At 56.0% G+C, this 18,524-nt stretch carries 15 protein-coding genes, 1 tRNA gene and 1 other RNA gene; 10 read left to right on the top strand and 7 right to left on the bottom strand.

Annotated features, from left to right (window positions below; translation table 11 throughout):
- Positions 1–155 precede the first annotated feature (155 nt).
- The 9 genes from ACSZPU_RS14175 (at position 156) to dppF (ending at position 9,347) form a co-directional block, all read left to right on the top strand.
- The gene (locus ACSZPU_RS14175) at positions 156–587 is read left to right on the top strand and encodes an organic hydroperoxide resistance protein (protein WP_498999846.1); all 432 of its coding nucleotides are present in this window, start codon (positions 156–158) and stop codon (positions 585–587) included.
- A 214-nt stretch (positions 588–801) separates the two neighbouring features.
- Positions 802–2,484: a kdo(2)-lipid A phosphoethanolamine 7''-transferase gene (gene eptB / locus ACSZPU_RS14170; RefSeq protein WP_498999843.1), complete on the top strand. Its 1,683-nt coding sequence runs from the start codon at positions 802–804 to the stop codon at positions 2,482–2,484.
- Between the two features lie 90 nt (positions 2,485–2,574).
- Positions 2,575–2,651: transfer RNA gene (locus tag ACSZPU_RS14165), tRNA-Pro, on the top strand.
- A 36-nt stretch (positions 2,652–2,687) separates the two neighbouring features.
- A non-coding RNA gene (locus tag ACSZPU_RS14160) (RtT sRNA) lies at positions 2,688–2,824 on the top strand.
- A gap of 809 nt (positions 2,825–3,633) precedes the next feature.
- Positions 3,634–5,241, top strand: a complete 1,608-nt coding sequence (gene dppA / locus ACSZPU_RS14155) for a dipeptide ABC transporter periplasmic-binding protein DppA (protein WP_498999841.1) — start codon at positions 3,634–3,636, stop codon at positions 5,239–5,241.
- 170 nt (positions 5,242–5,411) lie between these two features.
- Positions 5,412–6,431 (top strand): dipeptide ABC transporter permease DppB, encoded by a 1,020-nt coding sequence (gene dppB / locus ACSZPU_RS14150; RefSeq protein WP_498999838.1) that lies wholly within the window; start codon positions 5,412–5,414, stop codon positions 6,429–6,431.
- A gap of 9 nt (positions 6,432–6,440) precedes the next feature.
- Entirely contained in the window at positions 6,441–7,343 is a 903-nt protein-coding gene (gene dppC, locus ACSZPU_RS14145) for a dipeptide ABC transporter permease DppC (RefSeq protein ID WP_498999835.1), read from the top strand.
- 10 nt (positions 7,344–7,353) lie between these two features.
- Positions 7,354–8,337, top strand: coding sequence for a dipeptide ABC transporter ATP-binding protein (dppD, locus tag ACSZPU_RS14140; RefSeq protein WP_498999832.1), 984 nt, complete (start codon positions 7,354–7,356; stop codon positions 8,335–8,337).
- Positions 8,334–9,347 (top strand): dipeptide ABC transporter ATP-binding subunit DppF, encoded by a 1,014-nt coding sequence (gene dppF / locus ACSZPU_RS14135; protein WP_498999829.1) that lies wholly within the window; start codon positions 8,334–8,336, stop codon positions 9,345–9,347. The genes dppD and dppF overlap by 4 nt, the downstream gene beginning before the upstream one ends.
- Before the next feature lie 163 nt (positions 9,348–9,510).
- On the opposite strand, the gene ACSZPU_RS14130 is transcribed toward dppF, so the two are convergent.
- From ACSZPU_RS14130 to ACSZPU_RS14105, 6 genes are all read right to left on the bottom strand, one after another.
- Positions 9,511–10,434, bottom strand: coding sequence for a hypothetical protein (locus tag ACSZPU_RS14130; protein ID WP_498999826.1), 924 nt, complete (start codon positions 10,432–10,434; stop codon positions 9,511–9,513).
- Positions 10,435–11,129: 695 nt separating this feature from the next.
- A complete protein-coding gene (locus ACSZPU_RS14125; RefSeq protein ID WP_498999823.1) occupies positions 11,130–11,525 on the bottom strand; it encodes an allophanate hydrolase-related protein in 396 nt (131 codons plus the stop codon).
- A 29-nt stretch (positions 11,526–11,554) separates the two neighbouring features.
- On the bottom strand, positions 11,555–12,508 hold the full coding sequence (locus tag ACSZPU_RS14120) for a carbamate kinase (RefSeq protein ID WP_498999820.1): 954 nt from the start codon (positions 12,506–12,508) through the stop codon (positions 11,555–11,557).
- A complete protein-coding gene (locus ACSZPU_RS14115; RefSeq protein ID WP_498999817.1) occupies positions 12,501–13,901 on the bottom strand; it encodes a YlbE family protein in 1,401 nt (466 codons plus the stop codon). Before ACSZPU_RS14115 ends, ACSZPU_RS14120 begins: the two co-directional genes overlap by 8 nt.
- A gap of 3 nt (positions 13,902–13,904) precedes the next feature.
- Entirely contained in the window at positions 13,905–15,452 is a 1,548-nt protein-coding gene (gene fdrA / locus ACSZPU_RS14110; RefSeq protein WP_498999814.1) for an acyl-CoA synthetase FdrA, read from the bottom strand.
- 66 nt (positions 15,453–15,518) lie between these two features.
- Entirely contained in the window at positions 15,519–16,181 is a 663-nt protein-coding gene (locus ACSZPU_RS14105) for a cysteine hydrolase family protein (RefSeq protein WP_498999812.1), read from the bottom strand.
- 239 nt (positions 16,182–16,420) lie between these two features.
- Here ACSZPU_RS14105 and ACSZPU_RS14100 point away from each other — a divergent pair, with 239 nt between their 5' ends.
- The gene (locus tag ACSZPU_RS14100) at positions 16,421–17,227 is read left to right on the top strand and encodes an oxamate carbamoyltransferase subunit AllH family protein (protein WP_498999809.1); all 807 of its coding nucleotides are present in this window, start codon (positions 16,421–16,423) and stop codon (positions 17,225–17,227) included.
- On the opposite strand, the gene ACSZPU_RS14095 is transcribed toward ACSZPU_RS14100, so the two are convergent.
- Complete coding sequence (locus tag ACSZPU_RS14095; RefSeq protein ID WP_498999806.1) at positions 17,219–18,130, bottom strand: LysR substrate-binding domain-containing protein; 912 nt, start codon at positions 18,128–18,130, stop codon at positions 17,219–17,221. The genes ACSZPU_RS14100 and ACSZPU_RS14095 overlap by 9 nt on opposite strands.
- Between the last annotated feature and the right edge of the window lie 394 nt (positions 18,131–18,524).

The following is an 18,524-nucleotide window of genomic DNA, read 5'->3' as shown; positions in this document are numbered from 1 at the left end:
TGTTAGGGCGCGGCTGGTAAGAGAGCCTTATAGGCGCATCAGAAAAACCTCCGGCTATGCCGGAGGATATTTATTATCCTTACGTGCGGCCTCCCTGAGACTCTCCTGACAGTGACTATCCTTAATGGCAGGTCTTCCAACAGAAGGAGTCGCACATGTCGTTAGAAAAAGTGGTGTATCGGGCAAAGGCGAAAGCCACCGGAGGCCGTGATGGCAGGGCTACCTCGTCAGATGGCATTTTGGATGTGAAGCTGGGCGTGCCGAAAGAGATGGGCGGTGCCGGTGGGGAAGTGACGAACCCGGAACAGCTCTTTGCCGCAGGGTATTCCGCCTGTTTTCTGGGCGCATTGAAACACATTGCGTCAGTTGAGAAACAGCGCGTTCCGCAAGAGGCTTATATTGAAGCCACGATAGGTATTGGCCCTTTGCCGACTGGGTTTGGGATCGAAGCGCAGCTGGATATTCACCTGCCGGGCATGGATCATCAGATAGCGCAGGAACTGGTGAAAAAAGCCCATATAGTGTGCCCTTATTCCAACGCTACCCGTGGCAATATCGACGTTAAACTGAACGTGATCACCGCCTGATTCATATTCATGTTACAAATGGCATGCTTCCGGTTATATTTTTTTGTAAATGTATGACCGGATCACATCTCGTGCAGACACTTTTTCCTGTCCATGTGGTCTACTGATCCACGCTCAAGAAGTTCCTTTATTAACTTCCCCCGCGTTTATTGCCCGACCGGCGCTGCTACGAGCGCTGTATGGTGTTTTTTTCCCTTTTTCCAGGGTTGCTTGCATGAGTTATATAAAAGCGATGACTCAGCAGAGGCTTAGTTTTCTGCTGGCGTTGTATATTGGCTTGTTTATGAATAGCGCAGTTTTTTACCGTCGGTTTGATGGCTATGCGCAAGCGTTTACTGTTTGGAAAGGAGTGTCTGCGGGTGTCGAGTTGGTTGCCACTGTCCTGGCGACCTTCTTTTTATTACGTGTACTCTCATTGTTCGGACGCCGTGCCTGGCGTGTACTGGCATCGCTGGTTGTGCTGTTTTCAGCCGCAGCCAGTTATTACATGACCTTCCTGAATGTGGTCATTGGCTATGGCATTATCGCATCGGTGATGACCACTGACATCGATCTCTCTAAAGAGGTGGTGGGCTGGCAGCTCTTTGCCTGGGTGGGGATAGTCAGCGTGATGCCGTTGTTGTCTATCTGGAGTAACCGCTGTCGCTACACCCTGTTGCGTCAGTTGCGTACCCGTGGCCACCGCGTGCAGAGCGTGACGCTGGTGGTGCTGGCCGCGCTGCTGGTTTGGGGGCCGATTCGTCTTCTGGACTTGCAGCAGAAGGAGGAGGAACGGACATCGGGCGTGGATATGCCGAGCTATGGCGGCGTGGTGGCGAACTCCTATCTCCCTTCCAACTGGCTTTCTGCACTCGGATTATATGCCTGGGCGCAGGTGGACGAGTCGTCGGATCATCGCTCCTTGCTGAATCCGGCAGCGAAGTTCAGCTATGTTGCGCCGGATGATATCAATGACACCTATGTGGTGTTCATTATTGGTGAAACGACGCGCTGGGATCATATGGGGCTACTCGGCTACTCGCGTAATACCACGCCAAAGCTGGCGCAGGAGAAAAACCTGGTCGCTTTCCGTGGCTACTCGTGCGATACCGCCACCAAGCTGTCGCTGCGTTGTATGTTCGTGCGTGAAGGTGGGGCAGAGGATAATCCCCAGCGAACGTTAAAAGAGCAGAACGTTTTCTCTGTGCTCAAACAGATGGGGTTCTCTTCCGATCTGTATGCGATGCAAAGCGAGATGTGGTTCTACAGCAACACGATGGCGGACAACATCGCCTACCGTGAGCAGATTGGCGCGGAGCCGCGTAACCGGGGCAAGAGCGTTGACGATATGCTGTTAATCGACGAGCTGCAGCACTCGCTGAATAACAACAAGCAGGGCAAGCATCTCATTATCCTGCATACCAAAGGTTCGCACTTCAACTATACCCAGCGCTATCCGCGTAGCTTTGCGCAGTGGACGCCGGAGTGTGTGGGCGTGGACGATAAATGCAGTAAAGAAGAGCTGATTAACTCGTACGATAACTCCGTCACCTATGTGGACTACTTTATCGATAGCGTGATCGACAAGCTGCGGGATAAGAAGGCGATTATCTTCTACGCGGCGGACCACGGTGAGTCGATAAACGAGAAGGAGCATCTGCACGGTACGCCGCGTAAGATGGCGCCACCGGAGCAGTTCCGCGTACCGATGATGGTGTGGATGTCGGACAAGTATCTGCAAAACCCGGACAAGGCGAAGATGTTCGCACAGTTAAAACAGCAGGCGGAGATCAAGGTCCCGCGCCGGCATGTTGAGCTGTACGACACCATCATGGGTTGCCTGGGATACACCTCGCCAAACGGCGGGATTAATGAAAATAACAACTGGTGCCATGTGCCTGCTAACAAGGCAAATTAAGGCACTGGCGGCTTTCTCGCCAGTCAGTTGGCTTTTTTACATTAAGTGATTGACGGTCGGGGTGTGTGGCAGTAAGATGCGCCCCGCATTCGGTGATTGGCGCAGCCTGGTAGCGCACTTCGTTCGGGACGAAGGGGTCGGAGGTTCGAATCCTCTATCACCGACCAAATTTAGAAAAACCCAACCGCAAGGTTGGGTTTTTTGTTTTCTGCGCCAGAAAGAGGATGAGAACCTCCGGGGGGCAGGGAGGTTCGACTCGAGCGGCAGCGAGAGAACGTTGCGCCAGCAACGGCCCGCAGGGCGAGCCACGCAGTGGCGAGTTATCCTCTGGCACCGACCAAATTCGAAAAGCCTGCTCAATGAGCAGGCTTTTTTGCATCTGTAGGTTTTGTCGCCCTGGTAAACAAAGCGCCGCCGGGGTGGGGATATCGCGCCACATCTCCCCCTCACCCCGACCCTCTCCCTCAAGGGATAGGGGGAAAGTCAGTGCTCGCCTGGAGTTTTGGATGGCGGCAGATATCCGCCATTTTATGCTGGCATGCACCGAACCGATCCTCTTGCTCCTTTGGAGAGAAGGTTAGGGAAAAATCATTCACTTCTGTAACCATTCTATAACCTTATTTCACCCTGCCATGTCACGGTTTTGTGACATAATCCATTGTATTTTTTTATATATAGTTGGATCTTTTTTCGCGTTGCATATGGATAGGGTTAGCATTTTACGCTGTGCGTTTTAACGTTCGCGGTATTAATCGCTCACATATTCAGCATTTCGTAAGAAATTTTTCATAATCTGCTCAAACGTTAAACACCAGTCTAAGATGATTCTCAAGCTTATTATTCTGCTCATTTCGGTGTAGCACAAATTTACCTGCTGAAAATAGCACCTTGAAGTTTTTTTTAACTTTGTTTGTTGATTCGCATCAACGATGTAAATCCCCGTTACCTGTATTGACGTTTTGACATTCTATTGACAGATTGTAGGGCATGAGGGGCATTTCATGGAGAATCTGCACTGCAACTCAGTCAATCCTGTGGAAGGATTTCCCATCTCTCATAATTTCCGATTAGACCAGGCAAAAATCTAATAACGGCTTGTCGGATAACCCAGCGCAAGGGTAACAACACATATCACATTGGAGCAGAATAATGAGTATTTCCTTGAAGAAGTCAGGGATGCTGAAGCTTGGTCTTAGCCTTGTGGCAATGACCGTAGCGGCAAGCGTGCAGGCAAAAACCCTGGTTTATTGTTCAGAAGGCTCGCCTGAAGGCTTTAACCCGCAGCTTTTCACTTCTGGTACTACTTACGACGCCAGCTCTGTGCCGATTTATAACCGTCTGGTTGAATTCAAAACCGGTACTACTGAGGTCATCCCGGGTCTTGCTGAGAAGTGGGATATCAGCGCCGATGGCAAAACCTACACTTTCCACCTGCGTAAAGGCGTGAAGTGGCAGGACAACAAAGATTTCAAACCGACGCGTGAATTCAACGCAGACGACGTCGTGTTCTCCTTTGATCGTCAGAAAAACGCCGACAACCCGTACCACAAAGTGTCTGGCGGCAGCTACGAATACTTCGAAGGGATGGGCCTGCCAGACCTGATTAGCGAAGTGAAGAAAGTTGACGATAACACCGTTCAGTTCGTGCTGACCCGTCCGGAATCTCCGTTCCTGGCCGATCTGGCCATGGACTTCGCGTCAATTCTGTCCAAAGAGTACGCTGACAACATGCTGAAAGCCGGCACGCCGGACAAAGTTGACCTGGATCCAATCGGTACCGGTCCGTTCCAGTTGCAGCAGTACCAGAAAGATTCCCGCATTCTGTACAAAGCGTTTGAAGGCTACTGGGGCACCAAGCCGAAGATCGACCGTCTGGTCTTCTCCATCACGCCTGACGCTTCCGTACGTTATGCCAAACTGCAGAAAAACGAGTGCCAGGTTATGCCGTATCCGAACCCGGCTGACATCGCTCGTATGAAAGAAGACAAAAACATTAACCTGATGGAGCAGGCTGGCCTGAACGTCGGTTACATGTCCTTCAACACCGAGAAGAAACCGTTTGATGACGTTAAAGTGCGTCAGGCGCTGACTTACGCGGTAAATAAAGAAGCGATCATCAAAGCGGTTTACCAGGGTGCGGGTATCGCGGCGAAAAACCTGATTCCGCCAACAATGTGGGGCTACAACGACGACGTTAAGGATTACACCTACGACGTTGAGAAAGCGAAACAGCTGCTGAAAGAATCTGGCCACGAAAAAGGCTTCACCGTTGAGCTGTGGGCAATGCCGGTACAGCGTCCGTACAACCCGAACGCTCGCCGCATGGCTGAGATGATTCAGGCTGACTGGGCGAAAATCGGCGTTCAGGCCAAGATCGTTACTTACGAGTGGGGTGAGTACCTGAAACGCGCGAAAGCGGGTGAGCACCAGGCTGTGATGATGGGCTGGACCGGTGACAATGGGGATCCGGACAACTTCTTCGCAACCCTGTTCAGCTGCGCTGCGGCGAAAGACGGTTCCAACTACTCTCGCTGGTGCTACAAGCCGTTTGAAGACCTGATTCAGCCGGCTCGCGCAACCGACGACCACAACAAGCGTGTTGAACTGTACAAACAGGCTCAGGTAGTGATGCATGATCAGGCTCCGGCACTGATCGTTGCGCACTCCACCGTGTATGAGCCGGTGCGTAAAGAAGTCAAAGGCTATGTGGTTGATCCGCTGGGCAAACACCACTTCGAAAACGTGTCAGTTGAATAATAGGCACGATGCCTGAATCCCTCCTCCCTTTTGGGGAGGAGGGTTTTTGTTCCTTATTCCTCCGGGAAAAGGTCTGGGTAAGGGGGCGTTTTTTCCCGGTTACCCAAAATTTGTGAGCAATACAGACGCACTACCGCCAGGTTAATGCGTCACTACAGAGAATCCGGGTTATGTTGCAGTTCATCCTCCGACGTCTGGGGCTAGTTATCCCGACGTTTATCGGTATCACCCTTCTCACCTTTGCCTTCGTTCATATGATTCCCGGCGACCCGGTGATGATCATGGCAGGTGAGCGTGGTATCTCTCCTGAGCGTCATGCCCAGCTGCTGACCGAGCTTGGTCTCAACAAGCCGCTGTGGGAGCAATATGTCAACTATGTGTGGGGCGTGTTGCATGGTGATTTAGGGATCTCTCTTAAGAGCCGTCTTCCGGTGTGGGACGAGTTCGTGCCGCGTTTTAAAGCGACGCTGGAACTCGGTATCTGCGCCATGATTTTCGCTGTGGCAGTCGGTATTCCGGTGGGCGTAATGGCCGCCGTGAAGCGTGGCTCCATTTTCGATCATACCGCCGTGAGCCTCGCGCTGACTGGTTACTCCATGCCTATCTTCTGGTGGGGCATGATGCTGATCATGCTGGTATCGGTGCAGTGGAATCTGACGCCGGTCTCCGGACGCGTCAGTGACATGGTGTTCCTTGACGACAGTAACCCGCTTACCGGTTTCATGCTTATCGATACCGCGATATGGGGCGAGCAAGGCAACTTTATCGATGCCGTGGCGCATATGATTCTGCCTGCCGTCGTGCTGGGGACCATCCCGCTGGCGGTTATTGTCCGTATGACGCGTTCCTCGATGCTGGAAGTGCTGGGTGAAGACTATATCCGTACCGCACGCGCCAAAGGGTTAACCCGCATGCGCGTCATCATTGTCCATGCGCTGCGTAATGCCATGCTGCCGGTAGTGACCGTTATCGGTCTGCAGGTGGGGACATTGCTGGCGGGTGCCATCCTGACGGAAACCATCTTCTCCTGGCCGGGCCTGGGCCGCTGGCTGATTGACGCGCTGCAGCGCCGCGATTATCCGGTTGTGCAGGGTGGGGTATTGCTGGTCGCGACGATGATTATTCTCGTCAACCTGTTGGTCGACCTGCTCTACGGCGTGGTGAACCCGCGTATTCGTCATAAGAAGTAAGGGGCCATCATGTCACAAGTCACTGAAAATAAAGTTGTCTCTGCACCGGTGCCGATGACCCCGCTGCAGGAGTTCTGGCACTATTTCAAGCGTAACAAAGGCGCGGTTGTTGGCCTGGCTTACGTGGTTATTATGCTGCTTATCGCCATCTTTGCGAACGTGCTGGCACCGCATAACCCGGCGGATCAGTTCCGTGATTCGCTGCTGGCACCGCCGGTCTGGCAGGATGGCGGCACATGGTCGCACCTGCTCGGTACCGATGACGTAGGCCGCGATACCCTGTCGCGCTTGATGTTTGGTGCGCGTCTGTCGCTGCTGGTTGGCTGTCTGGTGGTGGTACTGTCGCTGATCATGGGCGTGGTACTGGGTCTGGTGGCGGGCTACTTCGGCGGTCTCGTCGATAACATCATCATGCGTGTCGTCGACATCATGCTGGCGTTGCCAAGCCTGCTGCTGGCGCTGGTGCTGGTAGCCATATTCGGCCCCTCGATAGTCAATGCGTCGCTAGCGCTCACCTTCGTGGCCTTGCCGCACTATGTGCGTCTGACCCGTGCTGCGGTACTGGTGGAAGTGAACCGTGATTACGTTACGGCTTCCCGCGTGGCGGGTGCAGGCGCGATGCGTCAGATGTTCGTCAATATTTTCCCTAACTGCCTTGCGCCGCTGATTGTTCAGGCGTCGCTTGGTTTCTCGAACGCCATTCTCGACATGGCCGCCCTCGGCTTCCTTGGCATGGGTGCGCAGCCGCCAACACCGGAGTGGGGCACCATGCTCTCCGACGTGTTGCAGTTCGCACAAAGTGCCTGGTGGGTCGTGACCTTCCCGGGTGTGGCGATCCTGCTGACGGTGCTGGCATTTAACCTGATGGGTGACGGCCTGCGTGATGCGCTCGACCCCAAACTGAAGCAGTAAGAGGTTCGAGATGGCGTTATTAAATGTAAATAAATTATCGGTGCACTTCGGCGACGTTGGCAGCGAGTTCCGCGCCGTAGACCGCGTTAGCTACAGCGTGAATCAGGGTGAAGTGGTTGGCATCGTCGGTGAGTCTGGTTCCGGTAAATCGGTCAGCTCGCTGGCGATCATGGGTCTGATTGACTTCCCTGGCCGCGTAATGGCAGAACATCTGGAGTTTAACGGCCAGGATCTGAAACGCATTTCGGAAAAAGAACGCCGCAGTCTGGTGGGGTCCGAAGTGGCGATGATCTTCCAGGATCCGATGACCAGCCTCAACCCGTGCTACACCGTGGGTTTCCAGATTATGGAAGCCATCAAGGTGCACCAGGGCGGCAACAAACACACCCGTCGTCAGCGTGCGATCGATCTGCTGACTCAGGTGGGGATTCCTGACCCGGCTTCACGTCTGGATGTCTATCCGCACCAACTGTCCGGTGGGATGAGTCAGCGTGTGATGATCGCCATGGCGATCGCCTGTCAGCCGAAACTGCTGATTGCCGATGAACCGACCACCGCACTGGATGTGACCATCCAGGCGCAGATCATCGAACTGCTGCTTGAGTTGCAGCAGAAAGAGAACATGGCGTTGATCCTGATCACTCACGATCTGGCGCTGGTGGCCGAAGCGGCACACAAAATCATCGTGATGTATGCAGGCCAGGTGGTGGAAACCGGTGCCGCGAAAGATATCTTCCGCGCACCGCGTCACCCGTATACCCAGGCGCTGCTGCGTGCGCTGCCGGAGTTTGCCCAGGATAAAGCCCGTCTGGCGTCGCTGCCTAGTGTGGTTCCCGGTAAGTATGACCGCCCGAACGGCTGTCTGCTGAACCCGCGCTGCCCCTACGCAACGGATCGATGCCGTGCCGAAGAGCCTGCTCTGAACACCGTTGACGGTGCGCGCCAGTCGAAATGTCACTACCCACTCGATGATGCCGGGAGGCCGACCCTATGAGTACACATGAGGCCACCACGCAACAGCCGCTGTTGCAGGCCATTGATCTGAAAAAACACTATCCGGTGAAGAAGGGGATGTTCGCCCCGGAACGTCTGGTGAAAGCGCTGGACGGCGTCTCGTTCACCCTCGAGCGCGGTAAAACGCTGGCGGTGGTGGGGGAATCTGGCTGTGGTAAATCCACCCTGGGTCGTCTGTTGACGATGATCGAAATCCCGACCGGTGGTGAGCTGTACTACCAGGGGCAGGATCTGCTGAAACACGATCCGCATGCGCAGAAACTGCGTCGGCAGAAAATCCAGATCGTGTTCCAGAACCCGTACGGTTCGTTAAACCCACGCAAAAAAGTAGGCCAGATTCTGGAAGAGCCGCTGCTGATTAACTCCACTCTCAGCAAGGCGGAGCGCCGCGAGAAAGCGCTGGCGATGATGGCGAAAGTCGGCCTGAAAACCGAACATTACGACCGCTATCCGCACATGTTCTCCGGCGGTCAGCGTCAGCGTATCGCCATTGCCCGTGGTCTGATGCTGGACCCGGACGTGGTGATTGCCGACGAACCGGTCTCCGCGCTGGACGTTTCGGTGCGTGCGCAGGTGCTGAACCTGATGATGGACCTGCAGCAGGATTTGGGGCTGTCGTACGTGTTTATCTCTCACGACCTGTCTGTGGTTGAGCATATCGCCGATGAAGTGATGGTAATGTATCTTGGCCGCTGCGTGGAGAAAGGCACGAAAGACCAGATCTTCAACAATCCGCAGCATCCGTATACTCAGGCGCTGCTCTCTGCGACCCCACGCCTGAACCCGGACGAACGTCGCGAACGCATCAAGTTGACCGGCGAGCTGCCAAGCCCGCTGAATCCGCCGCCGGGCTGTGCCTTCAACGCCCGCTGCCGTCGTCGCTTTGGGCCTTGTACGCAGTTGCAGCCGCAACTCAAGGAGTACGACGGTCAATTGGTTGCCTGCTTCGCGGTCGACCAGGATGTCAACGGCGAGAAGCCACACGCGTAACGCGCTGAAATGAAAAAACCGGAGTCTTTGGCTCCGGTTTTTTTATGCCTTCCCGGATGCGGCGCTTAACGCACCTTATCCGGGCTACGATTTTGGGGTTCGGGCTATGTCTTTCTCCCTCTCCCTGTGGGTGAGGGCATCAGACTGCGCTGATGCCAAACCGTCAAAGTATCGGTTCTTTATCGTTATCAATCGGTGACCAGTCCAGCTTGCCCTGCTCGCGCACCTGACGCCAGGCGAGGAACATCAGCATCAACGTCACCACCGCGTAGGCGAACGTCACCGTTGGGGAGGCGTTCACCGCCATCTGGTGCCCGTGAATAAAGCCGAAGAACGAAAGCACCGTGGCCGCCGCGGCATACACCGCCGCCCAGTTAAAGCGCCTGTCGATGATAAACGCAGCAATCGCCCCCATCATCAGACCCGCCAGTACGGCACCGCCACCGGTGGTCGCCATGCCGTTATAGAGCACGCCGTTATTGGCCATATTGGCCATCACCTCCGCCGGCAGATTCACCGTGTTCGCACCCGCCGCATTCAGCGCACCGTCCACCTGGGTTTTCGCCCATTCTGCGATATTCGGCACCAGCGCCAGCACGATGGCCGGTGCATGGCGCTTCGGTGAGACCTGGAATGCCTGCGCGCCAATCACCAGGCCGATGAACAGCAGAATAGGCACAATCGCCACCAGCGGAATGATGGAGAGCAGCAGTGCGGTCAGGCCGAGGAAGCAGACAATCGCCATGCAGATGCCGGTCGCCAGCGAATAACCGATCCGCCCGCCCATCGCTTTCCAGCCAGGGTGACCGATATAAACCGCAGGTGGGAACGGCGAACCGAGCAGCGCACCGACAATTGCCCCGACGCCATCTGCTGCCAGCACCGCCCGCAGGTTGTAGCTGTCGCCACCGACCGCAGCGGATTCAACGTTATTGAGGATCTCGGTAAAGTTGAAGATACCCAGCGGGATAGCCGTTACCAGTAGCGGCCAGACCAGCTCCGACGGCACGCTGAACACATCGCCGGTAATGGAGGGCAGATGCAGCGAAAAATTGCCCGCCGCTTCCTTCACTGCCGCCGGATTCATAATGTCGCTGAGGCCTAAAGAAGGTTGCGCCCCAGCCCAGCACGCAGCCAACGATGACCACCGCCAGTCCGCCCGGCAGACCAAACGGCAGACGCACATTGCCAACCCAGTTGAGCAGGATGATGGCGAAGCAAATAACGCCAATCCACGCGGTATCAAACATCTGATACGCCGGGCGCATGGCGATAAAGGCAATGGCGATCCCGGCCAGCGTGCCCAGCATGGCAGCGCGCGGGGTGTATTTACGAATGGTCGGGCCGACGACGACGCCGAGCAGAACGATAACGCCGACGATCATCGCCCAGATAAGCCCGAGCTTCCAGGCCAGCATCCAGTCTTTATGAATCAGCAATGTTGGCAGCATGACCACAAAGACCACGATAAACATATGCGGCACGCTGGGGCCGTAAGGCAGGGCGGTAACATCATTGCGGCCTTCGCGCTGGGCTAATTTCCAGGCGAGCCAGGCGTAGAAGAGATTGCCGAGGGGAAGGGCGATGCCCAGAGCAGGCAGGATACGGCCATAAACGGTAGTCGCCGGGATTTGCGCGACGTACAGTGCCAGCCCGGAGAGCACCAGCACATTCAATAACACATTCGTGAACAGACCAAAAAAAGCGTTTAAATCGCCCGCGACCCAGAGCTGTGGCCGAAAAGCGTTGTTTCCTTGCGCCATGATCCTACTCCTGACGTTATTACTCAGTCATATAGTGGCCGGTATAAGCTCTCCAGCCTCCCAAAGAGGTAATTTCTTTTTGTCCTTCCACCAGCCAGGGTTCGGCCAGCACACCCAGTACTTCACTTCCGTCACTCAACTCCACTTTGCCGATACACAATCCGGCAGGCTCTTTTTGTAAAATCTCGCCCAATCCTGCAGGCGGTACAGCCCAAATCTCCAGCGCAATCGGACCACCGTTCCCGGGGGTACGGATCATGCCAGGGTGATTATCGTTGATGGTCCAACAGCGGTAGCAGGCGGCGGTTGTGTCTTCCCGAACAAAGTCAGCCTGTGCGGCAATCATATTAGGATGGAGCACAAGGCCACGCATTAATGTGCCATTTACCGCGAGTAAAATCTTGTTATTTATCATTGTGTTTTGCTCTAAAAAGTGTGCCGGCGCTAGCATGTAAAACGGGTGCCGCCATTGCCACTCAGCGCACGAGGGATCCCCTGCGGTGTGGTAATCAAGCCCATCCCCTGAGGCTGACCGCGCAAATACGTCAGCATGGCTTCCACTTTCGGGGCCATGCTGCCTGCGCCAAACTCGCTGCTTTGCAGCAGTGCTTCTGCCTCGGCGAGAGAAAGCTGACTCAGCCAGCGCTGCTGCGGTGTGCCAAAATTCACGGCCACCTGATCAACGCCCGTTGGGATAAGCAGCATCTCAGCTCCCAGTTCACAGGCTAAAAGCGCAGAGGCGCCGTCTTTATCGATAACCGCCTGCGCGGCAACCAGCCTGCCGTCGCTATCGCGCCAGACGGGGATCCCGCCGCCGCCACAGGCGATGACCAGAACGTTCTGTGCCAGCAGCGCGCGAATGACAGGCGTCTCGATAATCTCAAGCGGGGCGGGTGAAGGCACCACGCGACGCCAGCCGCGCCCTGAATCTTCGGCGATATGCCAGCCCTGCGCCGCCGCAAGCGGGGTAGCCGTCTCGTGATCCATATGCGCGCCAATAGGCTTATCCGGCGAAGAGAAGGCCGGGTCGTGTGGGTCGATACGGGTTTGGGTCACCAGCGCCACCACCTTAATGCCCGATAACCCTCGCGCCGCCAGCGCGTTACTCAGCGCGTTCTGGAACATAAATCCGATCGCTCCCTGGGTGTCGCCAACGGCGTACTCCAGCGGGACGGTGGGGGCGGCATCTTTGGCGACTTCGCTGCGGCGCAGGATAAACCCCACCTGCGGCCCGTTGCCGTGGGTTAACACCACGCGCCAGCCTGCGGCAATCAGCTCAACGACGTGGGTGGCAGTCTCTTTTACCGCCTCATATTGCTGCTCGAGCGCGTTTTCGCCCGGCGAGCGGATCAGGGCGTTGCCACCAACGGCGACAACAGCAACCTTGCCGCTACACACGAACGTCCCCTTGCGACAGCGCGGTCAGCCCGGCAAGGAAGCAGGCCAGCGGTGCCGTCGTGATCCCGGCGCCAATTTGCCCGACGCCCGCCAGCTTATGGGCGATACCGGTATTGATGATGGGCAGAATATTGCTATCGACAACGCGGCGGGCGTCAATCCCGCAGCCGCTCCCGACAAAGTTCAACGCGGGCAGGGTAAACGCAGGCTGGGTGGTTAAGGTGATTTCATGCATAGCCTGGCTGTGCCTGACCGCATCCGCCGGGGTACCGCCAACAAATTTAACGATGGCTGGTGACGCCGCCATGGCAAACCCGCCAATGCCTGCGGTTTCGGTGATCGCGGAGTCGCCCAGATCTGCCGCCGCATCGTTAACGCCGAAACCGGGGAAGAACAGACCGTTAACCGGATTGGCCGGGGCCTGGAACCAGCGATCGCCGGTACCGGAAAGGCGGATACCGAAGTTAACACCGTTTCGCGCCATCACCGTCACCATTGAGCTGTGTGGGACGTCGCTGGCGGCATCGAGCATTGATTTGCAGGCCGCCATGGACAGGTTCAGGAAAAAATGGTCGTTGGCCGCGATAAATTCCAGCACTTCCGGGCCGTTTTTAATCCGCGCCAGATGCGACGCCAGACGACGGAAAAGCAGCCCGCTGGCGGCAACGTTGCGGTTGTGGCATTCGTCGCCCATGTGCAACGCCTGCGCAATCATCGGTTTAAGTTCGATATCGCCGCTCATGGCGAGCGCCTGTTTGATGGCGGGAGCCAGCACCTCCGCCATCCAGCGCAGGCGGGTCAGCACATCGTCGTGGTTCGCGCCAAAACGCAGCACTTTCCCCAGCCCTTCGTTGAAGTTGCAGTAGGCCCGGTTGCCGTGGGTTTTGTTCTCCACTATCCACACGGGCATTGAAGGGCTGATGATCCCCGCCATCGGTCCGGTGGCGTGGTGATGGTGGCAGGGTTCCAGCGCGATTTCGCTGTTCGCCGCCATCAGCATGGCCTGCTCAACGCTATCGGCCCAGCCTTCCAGCACTATCGCACCGGCAATTGCCCCCTGCATCGGGCCACACATGTCTGCCCAGGCGATAGGTGGACCGGCATGCAGAATCTTGCGTTCGGCGGTCAGCGCCGGAATCGCTTCCCGCGCCGTACTGATACCGACCAGCACCGGTTGCGCATCCAGATAGCGCTGCAACGCGATGTCATTGGCCGCATCCACGCGGGTATCTGCCATTAATGTCGCCAACATCCAGTTAGCCTCTTCGTCACCTGACGCTACGGGCTGCCATTGCAGATGCAAAACGTCCCCGCCGGCATCACGCAGATTACTGGCGAAGCTCTCCAGACCTAGGTTGAGCACGCTGAGCGGTTGTTGAAATAACGTCGTCATAATCTATTTCCGTTGAAGGGCGATGAAAGCCGCCAGCCGCGCGGCCTCGATATTGCTGTCCGCCACCAGTACGCCGGCCTGTTGTAAACGTTCAATGTGCTGCTGACGATTCTGAGGATCGTCTTCGGTCCCGCAAACGTGGGCAATCAGCAAAAGGTGTCGCTGATCCCGTGCTGCTTCTTGCTGCAGGGTTTCCAGTATGGGCAGCAGCGTGGCGCAAGGATCTGCGCTGGCGCCGTAGCCCAGTACAATGTCAAACAACAGGACGGCAGTGGTGGGGTCGCGGCCTTCTGACAGCAGGCGCGCGTTGCGCAGTTCGGGGTTAATCATCGGATGCGGTCGGCCCTGGGTGAATTCGTCGTCCCCCATATCAACCAGACTGTGTCCGTTGCCCCGCTGACGGCTGTGTAATTCCGCTGCTCCACGAACGGGGGCGTTGGATTCACACGGTAGTCCCGCCGCCAGCAGGGCGAGTTGTGCTTCGTAACAGAATGTGCCACCGGCGAAAACGCCGCGAATGTCTTTTTGTTTTGTCGCCATTGCCTCGATGCTGTCCTGGGCTTTGGCGATGAGTGATTCCCTGGTATTGATCTCTTTCGGCGCCGGTTTACCCTCTAACGTGGCTACCGCGACTTCCGCTGCATGACGCAGACTCAGTGCGGGAATGACGCCTTCGTACTGCAAACTGTGTTCGTCGGCACCCAGAAAATGGACGACGACGGGTTTTCCGCACTGGCGCGCACTGGCCAGTACTTTGTGCATAATCCCTGGTGCTGGTGGTTTAGAAATAAGAACAATAAGCTGTGTATCGGGGTCTTCTGCTAACAGGGTTATGCCCTGAATCATGCTCAGACCGCCGATGGATTCGTGCAGATCTCGCCCGCCCGAGCCAATTGCCTGCGACACGCCCGCGCCAAGATGGTGAATGTGGCAACTGACTTCCTGTAATCCGGTCCCGGAGGCCGCCACCAGGCCAATGGAACCGCGCCGTACCACGTTGGCAAAACCCAGCGGCAGACCGTTGATAATGGCGGTACCGCAATCCGGCCCCATCACTAACAGGTCATTCTGGCTAGCGTAACGCTTGATGGCGGCTTCCTGTTCTTCCGGAACGTTATCGCTAAAGATCATCACATGCAGGCCGTTGCTCAATGCTTTTAAGGCCTCGGCGGCGGCGTAGCGTCCCGGTACGGAAATCAGGGCAAAATTGGCTTCCAGCGCATCATGTAAACCCATGGCGATACTGACCGGTGCGCGGTGTGTTGTACCCGAGGCGGGCTGAACCGCAGACGGACGCAGCAGCGAGGCTGCCAGTTCCAGCGCCTCTTGCGCGACGGCTTCACTGGCCTCCAGCGCAATTAACAGATCGTTAGGGCGTGCGTCGATGACGATGTCAATGCCCGCATCCCGCATGCGTTCGATATTTGCCGGAGTCGCCATGGCGACAGATGCCTGCTCGACCCCATCCAGCGCGTTGAGTTTGGCGGAGATCTGCATAAGGGAAACGGAGTCCTTATACAGGTTCGGGAAACATTGATAGTGCAGTGTCATCTTTTATCCTCGGGCAAATACTTTACTCACTTTGCTGTGTAGACCCGGCGGGGCGTCATGGGGGCGTCATTGGCGTAGTGCCGCAATGACCTCCGCTGACTGGCTTACCCAACCGACAATGGCGCCCTGGGCTTTGATCATCGCCAGCGCCGCCTGGTGAAATTCCGGGAAGTAGGAGGCACAGCAATCTTCCGGTATCACCAGCTCATAGCCGCGATCGTTGGCTTCCCGGGCGGTGCTTTGCACGCACACTTCGGTGGTGACGCCGCAGATAATGAGCGAGGTGATGCGGTGAGATTGCAGAATGAGGTGCAGATCGGTGGCGTAAAATGCCCCTTTGCCCGGCTTATCAATTACCGGTTCGCCCGGCTGTGGTGCAAGTTCGGGAATAATGTCGTGGCCCGACTGACCCCGCACCAGGATGCGGCCCATCGGTCCCGGTTCACCAATAAAGGTTTTACCGCCACGGGTACGTTTGGCGGGCAGGCAATCGCTGAGGTCGTCCCGGTGTCCTTCACGGGTGTGAATAACCAGCAAACCCGCCTCGCGGGCGCTTTTCAGCAATGCGGCACAGGGTTCGATTGCCCGGCGAACGAGGGAGACATCATTACCAAGGGCTTCGCCAAAACCGCCGCGTTCAACAAAGTCGCGCTGCATATCAATAACCACCAGTGCGGTGGTGGCGGGACCGAACTGAAAGTCAAAAGGTTGAGCTTTGATCGTGCGCATAAACGTTCCCTTGTTGATGTTGTCTTTAACTGGAGTGTACGGAGTGATAACGCAGCGTGTGCAAAAAGGTTTTCTGCCTGAACCTCAAAAAATATGAGGCATGGCTGTACACGAAAGCGCCATAATGCACAAATCGTGTACTGGCGGGGCCTCAGGCGCACAAGCGTTGGATTTGTTTAAAAAAGTCACGCAAAACAAGATATCGGATTTGTGACTTCGCACCTATGAAAGGAGTAATCATGCATTCAGGAAGGAATGTTGCGGCGATACAACTCTGCGATGCGCTACCACAATGGCGCCAGACGGTTCCCTGGCTTCGGGTGCACTCGGTTTTCCAGCGCGCCTGTAATTTGCAGACGCCGCAAGGGAGCCTGTGGGTGGTGCAGGCGCGTGGTATGCCGCTGGCCCCGGCAGGTATGGTGATTGACTGCGCTGACCTGCGTCCCCTGTTTACCGTCGGCGAGAGGCTGCGCTGGCTTGATGAAGCCCACCTGTGCGGCGCAGGCGCGTATATCGACCTGCGCGCAGCCATATCGCTTTCTACAAGGCTGCAACCCTGCGGTGACCCGCAAACGCTGGCGCGTCTGGCGGCAGAGATCGCGGCCTTTTTTAATCATCAGCCGGAAAAAGGCATTCGTCAGGCGCTGCACACGGACGCCGCGTTAATCGGCGCACAGGCAGCCCTGGTTCACTGGCTGCGTACGGGGGAAGGGGAGTTTCGTGAGATCCTGATGTCCTTTATTGGGCGGGGAGAGGGGCTGACCCCCGCTGGCGATGATTTTCTGCTGGGCGTATTGCTGGTGCTGGATAACTGGCGCTTTGCGAACGCGGTGGTATTGAAAGCAGCGCTGCCCGCCTTGCTCGAACGCACCACCGATATCAGCCGCGCCATGCTGGAGCAGGGCTGCCATAGCCGCTACAGCGCTTTACTGCTGGCGCTGGCGGCAGGAGAAGCGCAGGCTGTCGCCCGTGTTGCCGATTACGGGCACTCTTCCGGGCACGATATGCTGGCGGGCATCCTGACGGCCGCGCGCGCCTTAGCTTAATGGCGTGAAAAATCCTTTTTGCACCTCCGGCTGTTTCAGCCGCTGTAACCACCAGTTAAAACAGGGGCGCGGCGGTCGGCTTTGCCAGGCCAGAAACAGCGGCGTCGGTTGTTTGCTCTCTTCAACATGCAGGTGTACCAGTCGGCCATCATCAATATAGTGCTGGCAAATATGACGCGGCAGAAAGCCGATGCCGAGTCCGTTGAGATGCATCGTGATTTTCGCTGGATAATCGGGGGCAACTACCGCTTTCTGGCCTCGCAGTTGCCAGGCCACTTTGGGCTCCAGCTTTACCGAAGTATCAGGGATGCACACCGCAGGATAACGGCGCAGGTCGTCGGCGCGCAGCGGGCGGTGGATGGCGGTAAGCGGGTGATCCGGCGCAATGGCGAAGAGCCACTCGGCCGCGCCCATCTCCAGGCAGCATATCTCACCGGGCAGCGCGACCTGGTTGGGGGCGCCAATAGCGATATCCGCACGCTTTTCCAGTAAGGCATCCCAGACGCCATCATGCACATCAATGGCAATATGAATTTCGGTTTGCGGGAAAAGTAATTCACTTTCTGATAGCAATGCGTAAAGCGGCTGCAGGCTGACAATATTATTGAGGGTAATATTGAGACGTGTCTCGACACCAGCGGCAATACGCTGGGTGGCAAACTGGAGATCGTCGAGCTGGGTCAGGATAATTTGACCTTTACTAATGAAATAACGCCCGGCCTCGGTTAATTCCAGCTGCTTCCCCAGACGTTTGAATAATTTAAGCCCCAGTTCACTTTCCAGCTTGTGGACAGTGTAGCTAAGCGCTGTCGGTACTTTATGCAGTTCCTCTGCGGCTGCGGCGAAACTGCCACAGCGTGCAATGGTGATGATCACATTCAACGCTTGTGCACTAATCAACATGCCGTCTCCCTTCCCGGATAGCGCGTAGTTACTGTTTAGCGCATTACGCACGTTCAGACCAGCGTGTCAGCTCGACCCTGCCAGAAACAGGAGTTTTACGCTAATTGGCTTTGTTATAACGAGTTGCCGTTTTTTATCCTGGATCTAAATCAAATTAGTATTTCTAAATATTTCTGCGAGTAATAAATAATTAAAGTGGTTACTATTCGAACTGATATAAAAATCTGGTTTGAATGTTTAAATTGGTTTTTTATATCACAAATTCAATATAAGTAGATTCTTGATTCGTTAATCAACGCAGAGGGTTGCTATTAACTACTTGGCGGATTCAACTCCGAAGTGCAACGCTAAGCCGCCAATCTTAGCTCTGCAAACACCACAGACGGTTGCCTGA

This window comes from Phytobacter sp. V69, assembly GCF_965644215.1.
Classification (GTDB): Bacteria; Pseudomonadota; Gammaproteobacteria; order Enterobacterales; family Enterobacteriaceae; genus Phytobacter.
This window is presented reverse-complemented; position numbering and strand designations above follow the sequence as displayed.

What these genes read in the sequence shown, in the direction of transcription:
- ACSZPU_RS14175 (WP_498999846.1), top strand. Translation starts at nt 156, where the DNA reads ATGTCGTTAGAAAAAGTGGTGTATCGGGCAAAGGCGAAAGCCACCGGA.
- eptB (WP_498999843.1), top strand. Translation starts at nt 802, where the DNA reads ATGAGTTATATAAAAGCGATGACTCAGCAGAGGCTTAGTTTTCTGCTG.
- dppA (WP_498999841.1), top strand. Translation starts at nt 3,634, where the DNA reads ATGAGTATTTCCTTGAAGAAGTCAGGGATGCTGAAGCTTGGTCTTAGC.
- dppB (WP_498999838.1), top strand. Translation starts at nt 5,412, where the DNA reads ATGTTGCAGTTCATCCTCCGACGTCTGGGGCTAGTTATCCCGACGTTT.
- dppC (WP_498999835.1), top strand. Translation starts at nt 6,441, where the DNA reads ATGTCACAAGTCACTGAAAATAAAGTTGTCTCTGCACCGGTGCCGATG.
- dppD (WP_498999832.1), top strand. Translation starts at nt 7,354, where the DNA reads ATGGCGTTATTAAATGTAAATAAATTATCGGTGCACTTCGGCGACGTT.
- dppF (WP_498999829.1), top strand. Translation starts at nt 8,334, where the DNA reads ATGAGTACACATGAGGCCACCACGCAACAGCCGCTGTTGCAGGCCATT.
- ACSZPU_RS14130 (WP_498999826.1), bottom strand. Translation starts at nt 10,434, where the DNA reads ATGAATCCGGCGGCAGTGAAGGAAGCGGCGGGCAATTTTTCGCTGCAT.
- ACSZPU_RS14125 (WP_498999823.1), bottom strand. Translation starts at nt 11,525, where the DNA reads ATGATAAATAACAAGATTTTACTCGCGGTAAATGGCACATTAATGCGT.
- ACSZPU_RS14115 (WP_498999817.1), bottom strand. Translation starts at nt 13,901, where the DNA reads ATGACGACGTTATTTCAACAACCGCTCAGCGTGCTCAACCTAGGTCTG.
- fdrA (WP_498999814.1), bottom strand. Translation starts at nt 15,452, where the DNA reads ATGACACTGCACTATCAATGTTTCCCGAACCTGTATAAGGACTCCGTT.
- ACSZPU_RS14105 (WP_498999812.1), bottom strand. Translation starts at nt 16,181, where the DNA reads ATGCGCACGATCAAAGCTCAACCTTTTGACTTTCAGTTCGGTCCCGCC.
- ACSZPU_RS14100 (WP_498999809.1), top strand. Translation starts at nt 16,421, where the DNA reads ATGCATTCAGGAAGGAATGTTGCGGCGATACAACTCTGCGATGCGCTA.
- ACSZPU_RS14095 (WP_498999806.1), bottom strand. Translation starts at nt 18,130, where the DNA reads ATGTTGATTAGTGCACAAGCGTTGAATGTGATCATCACCATTGCACGC.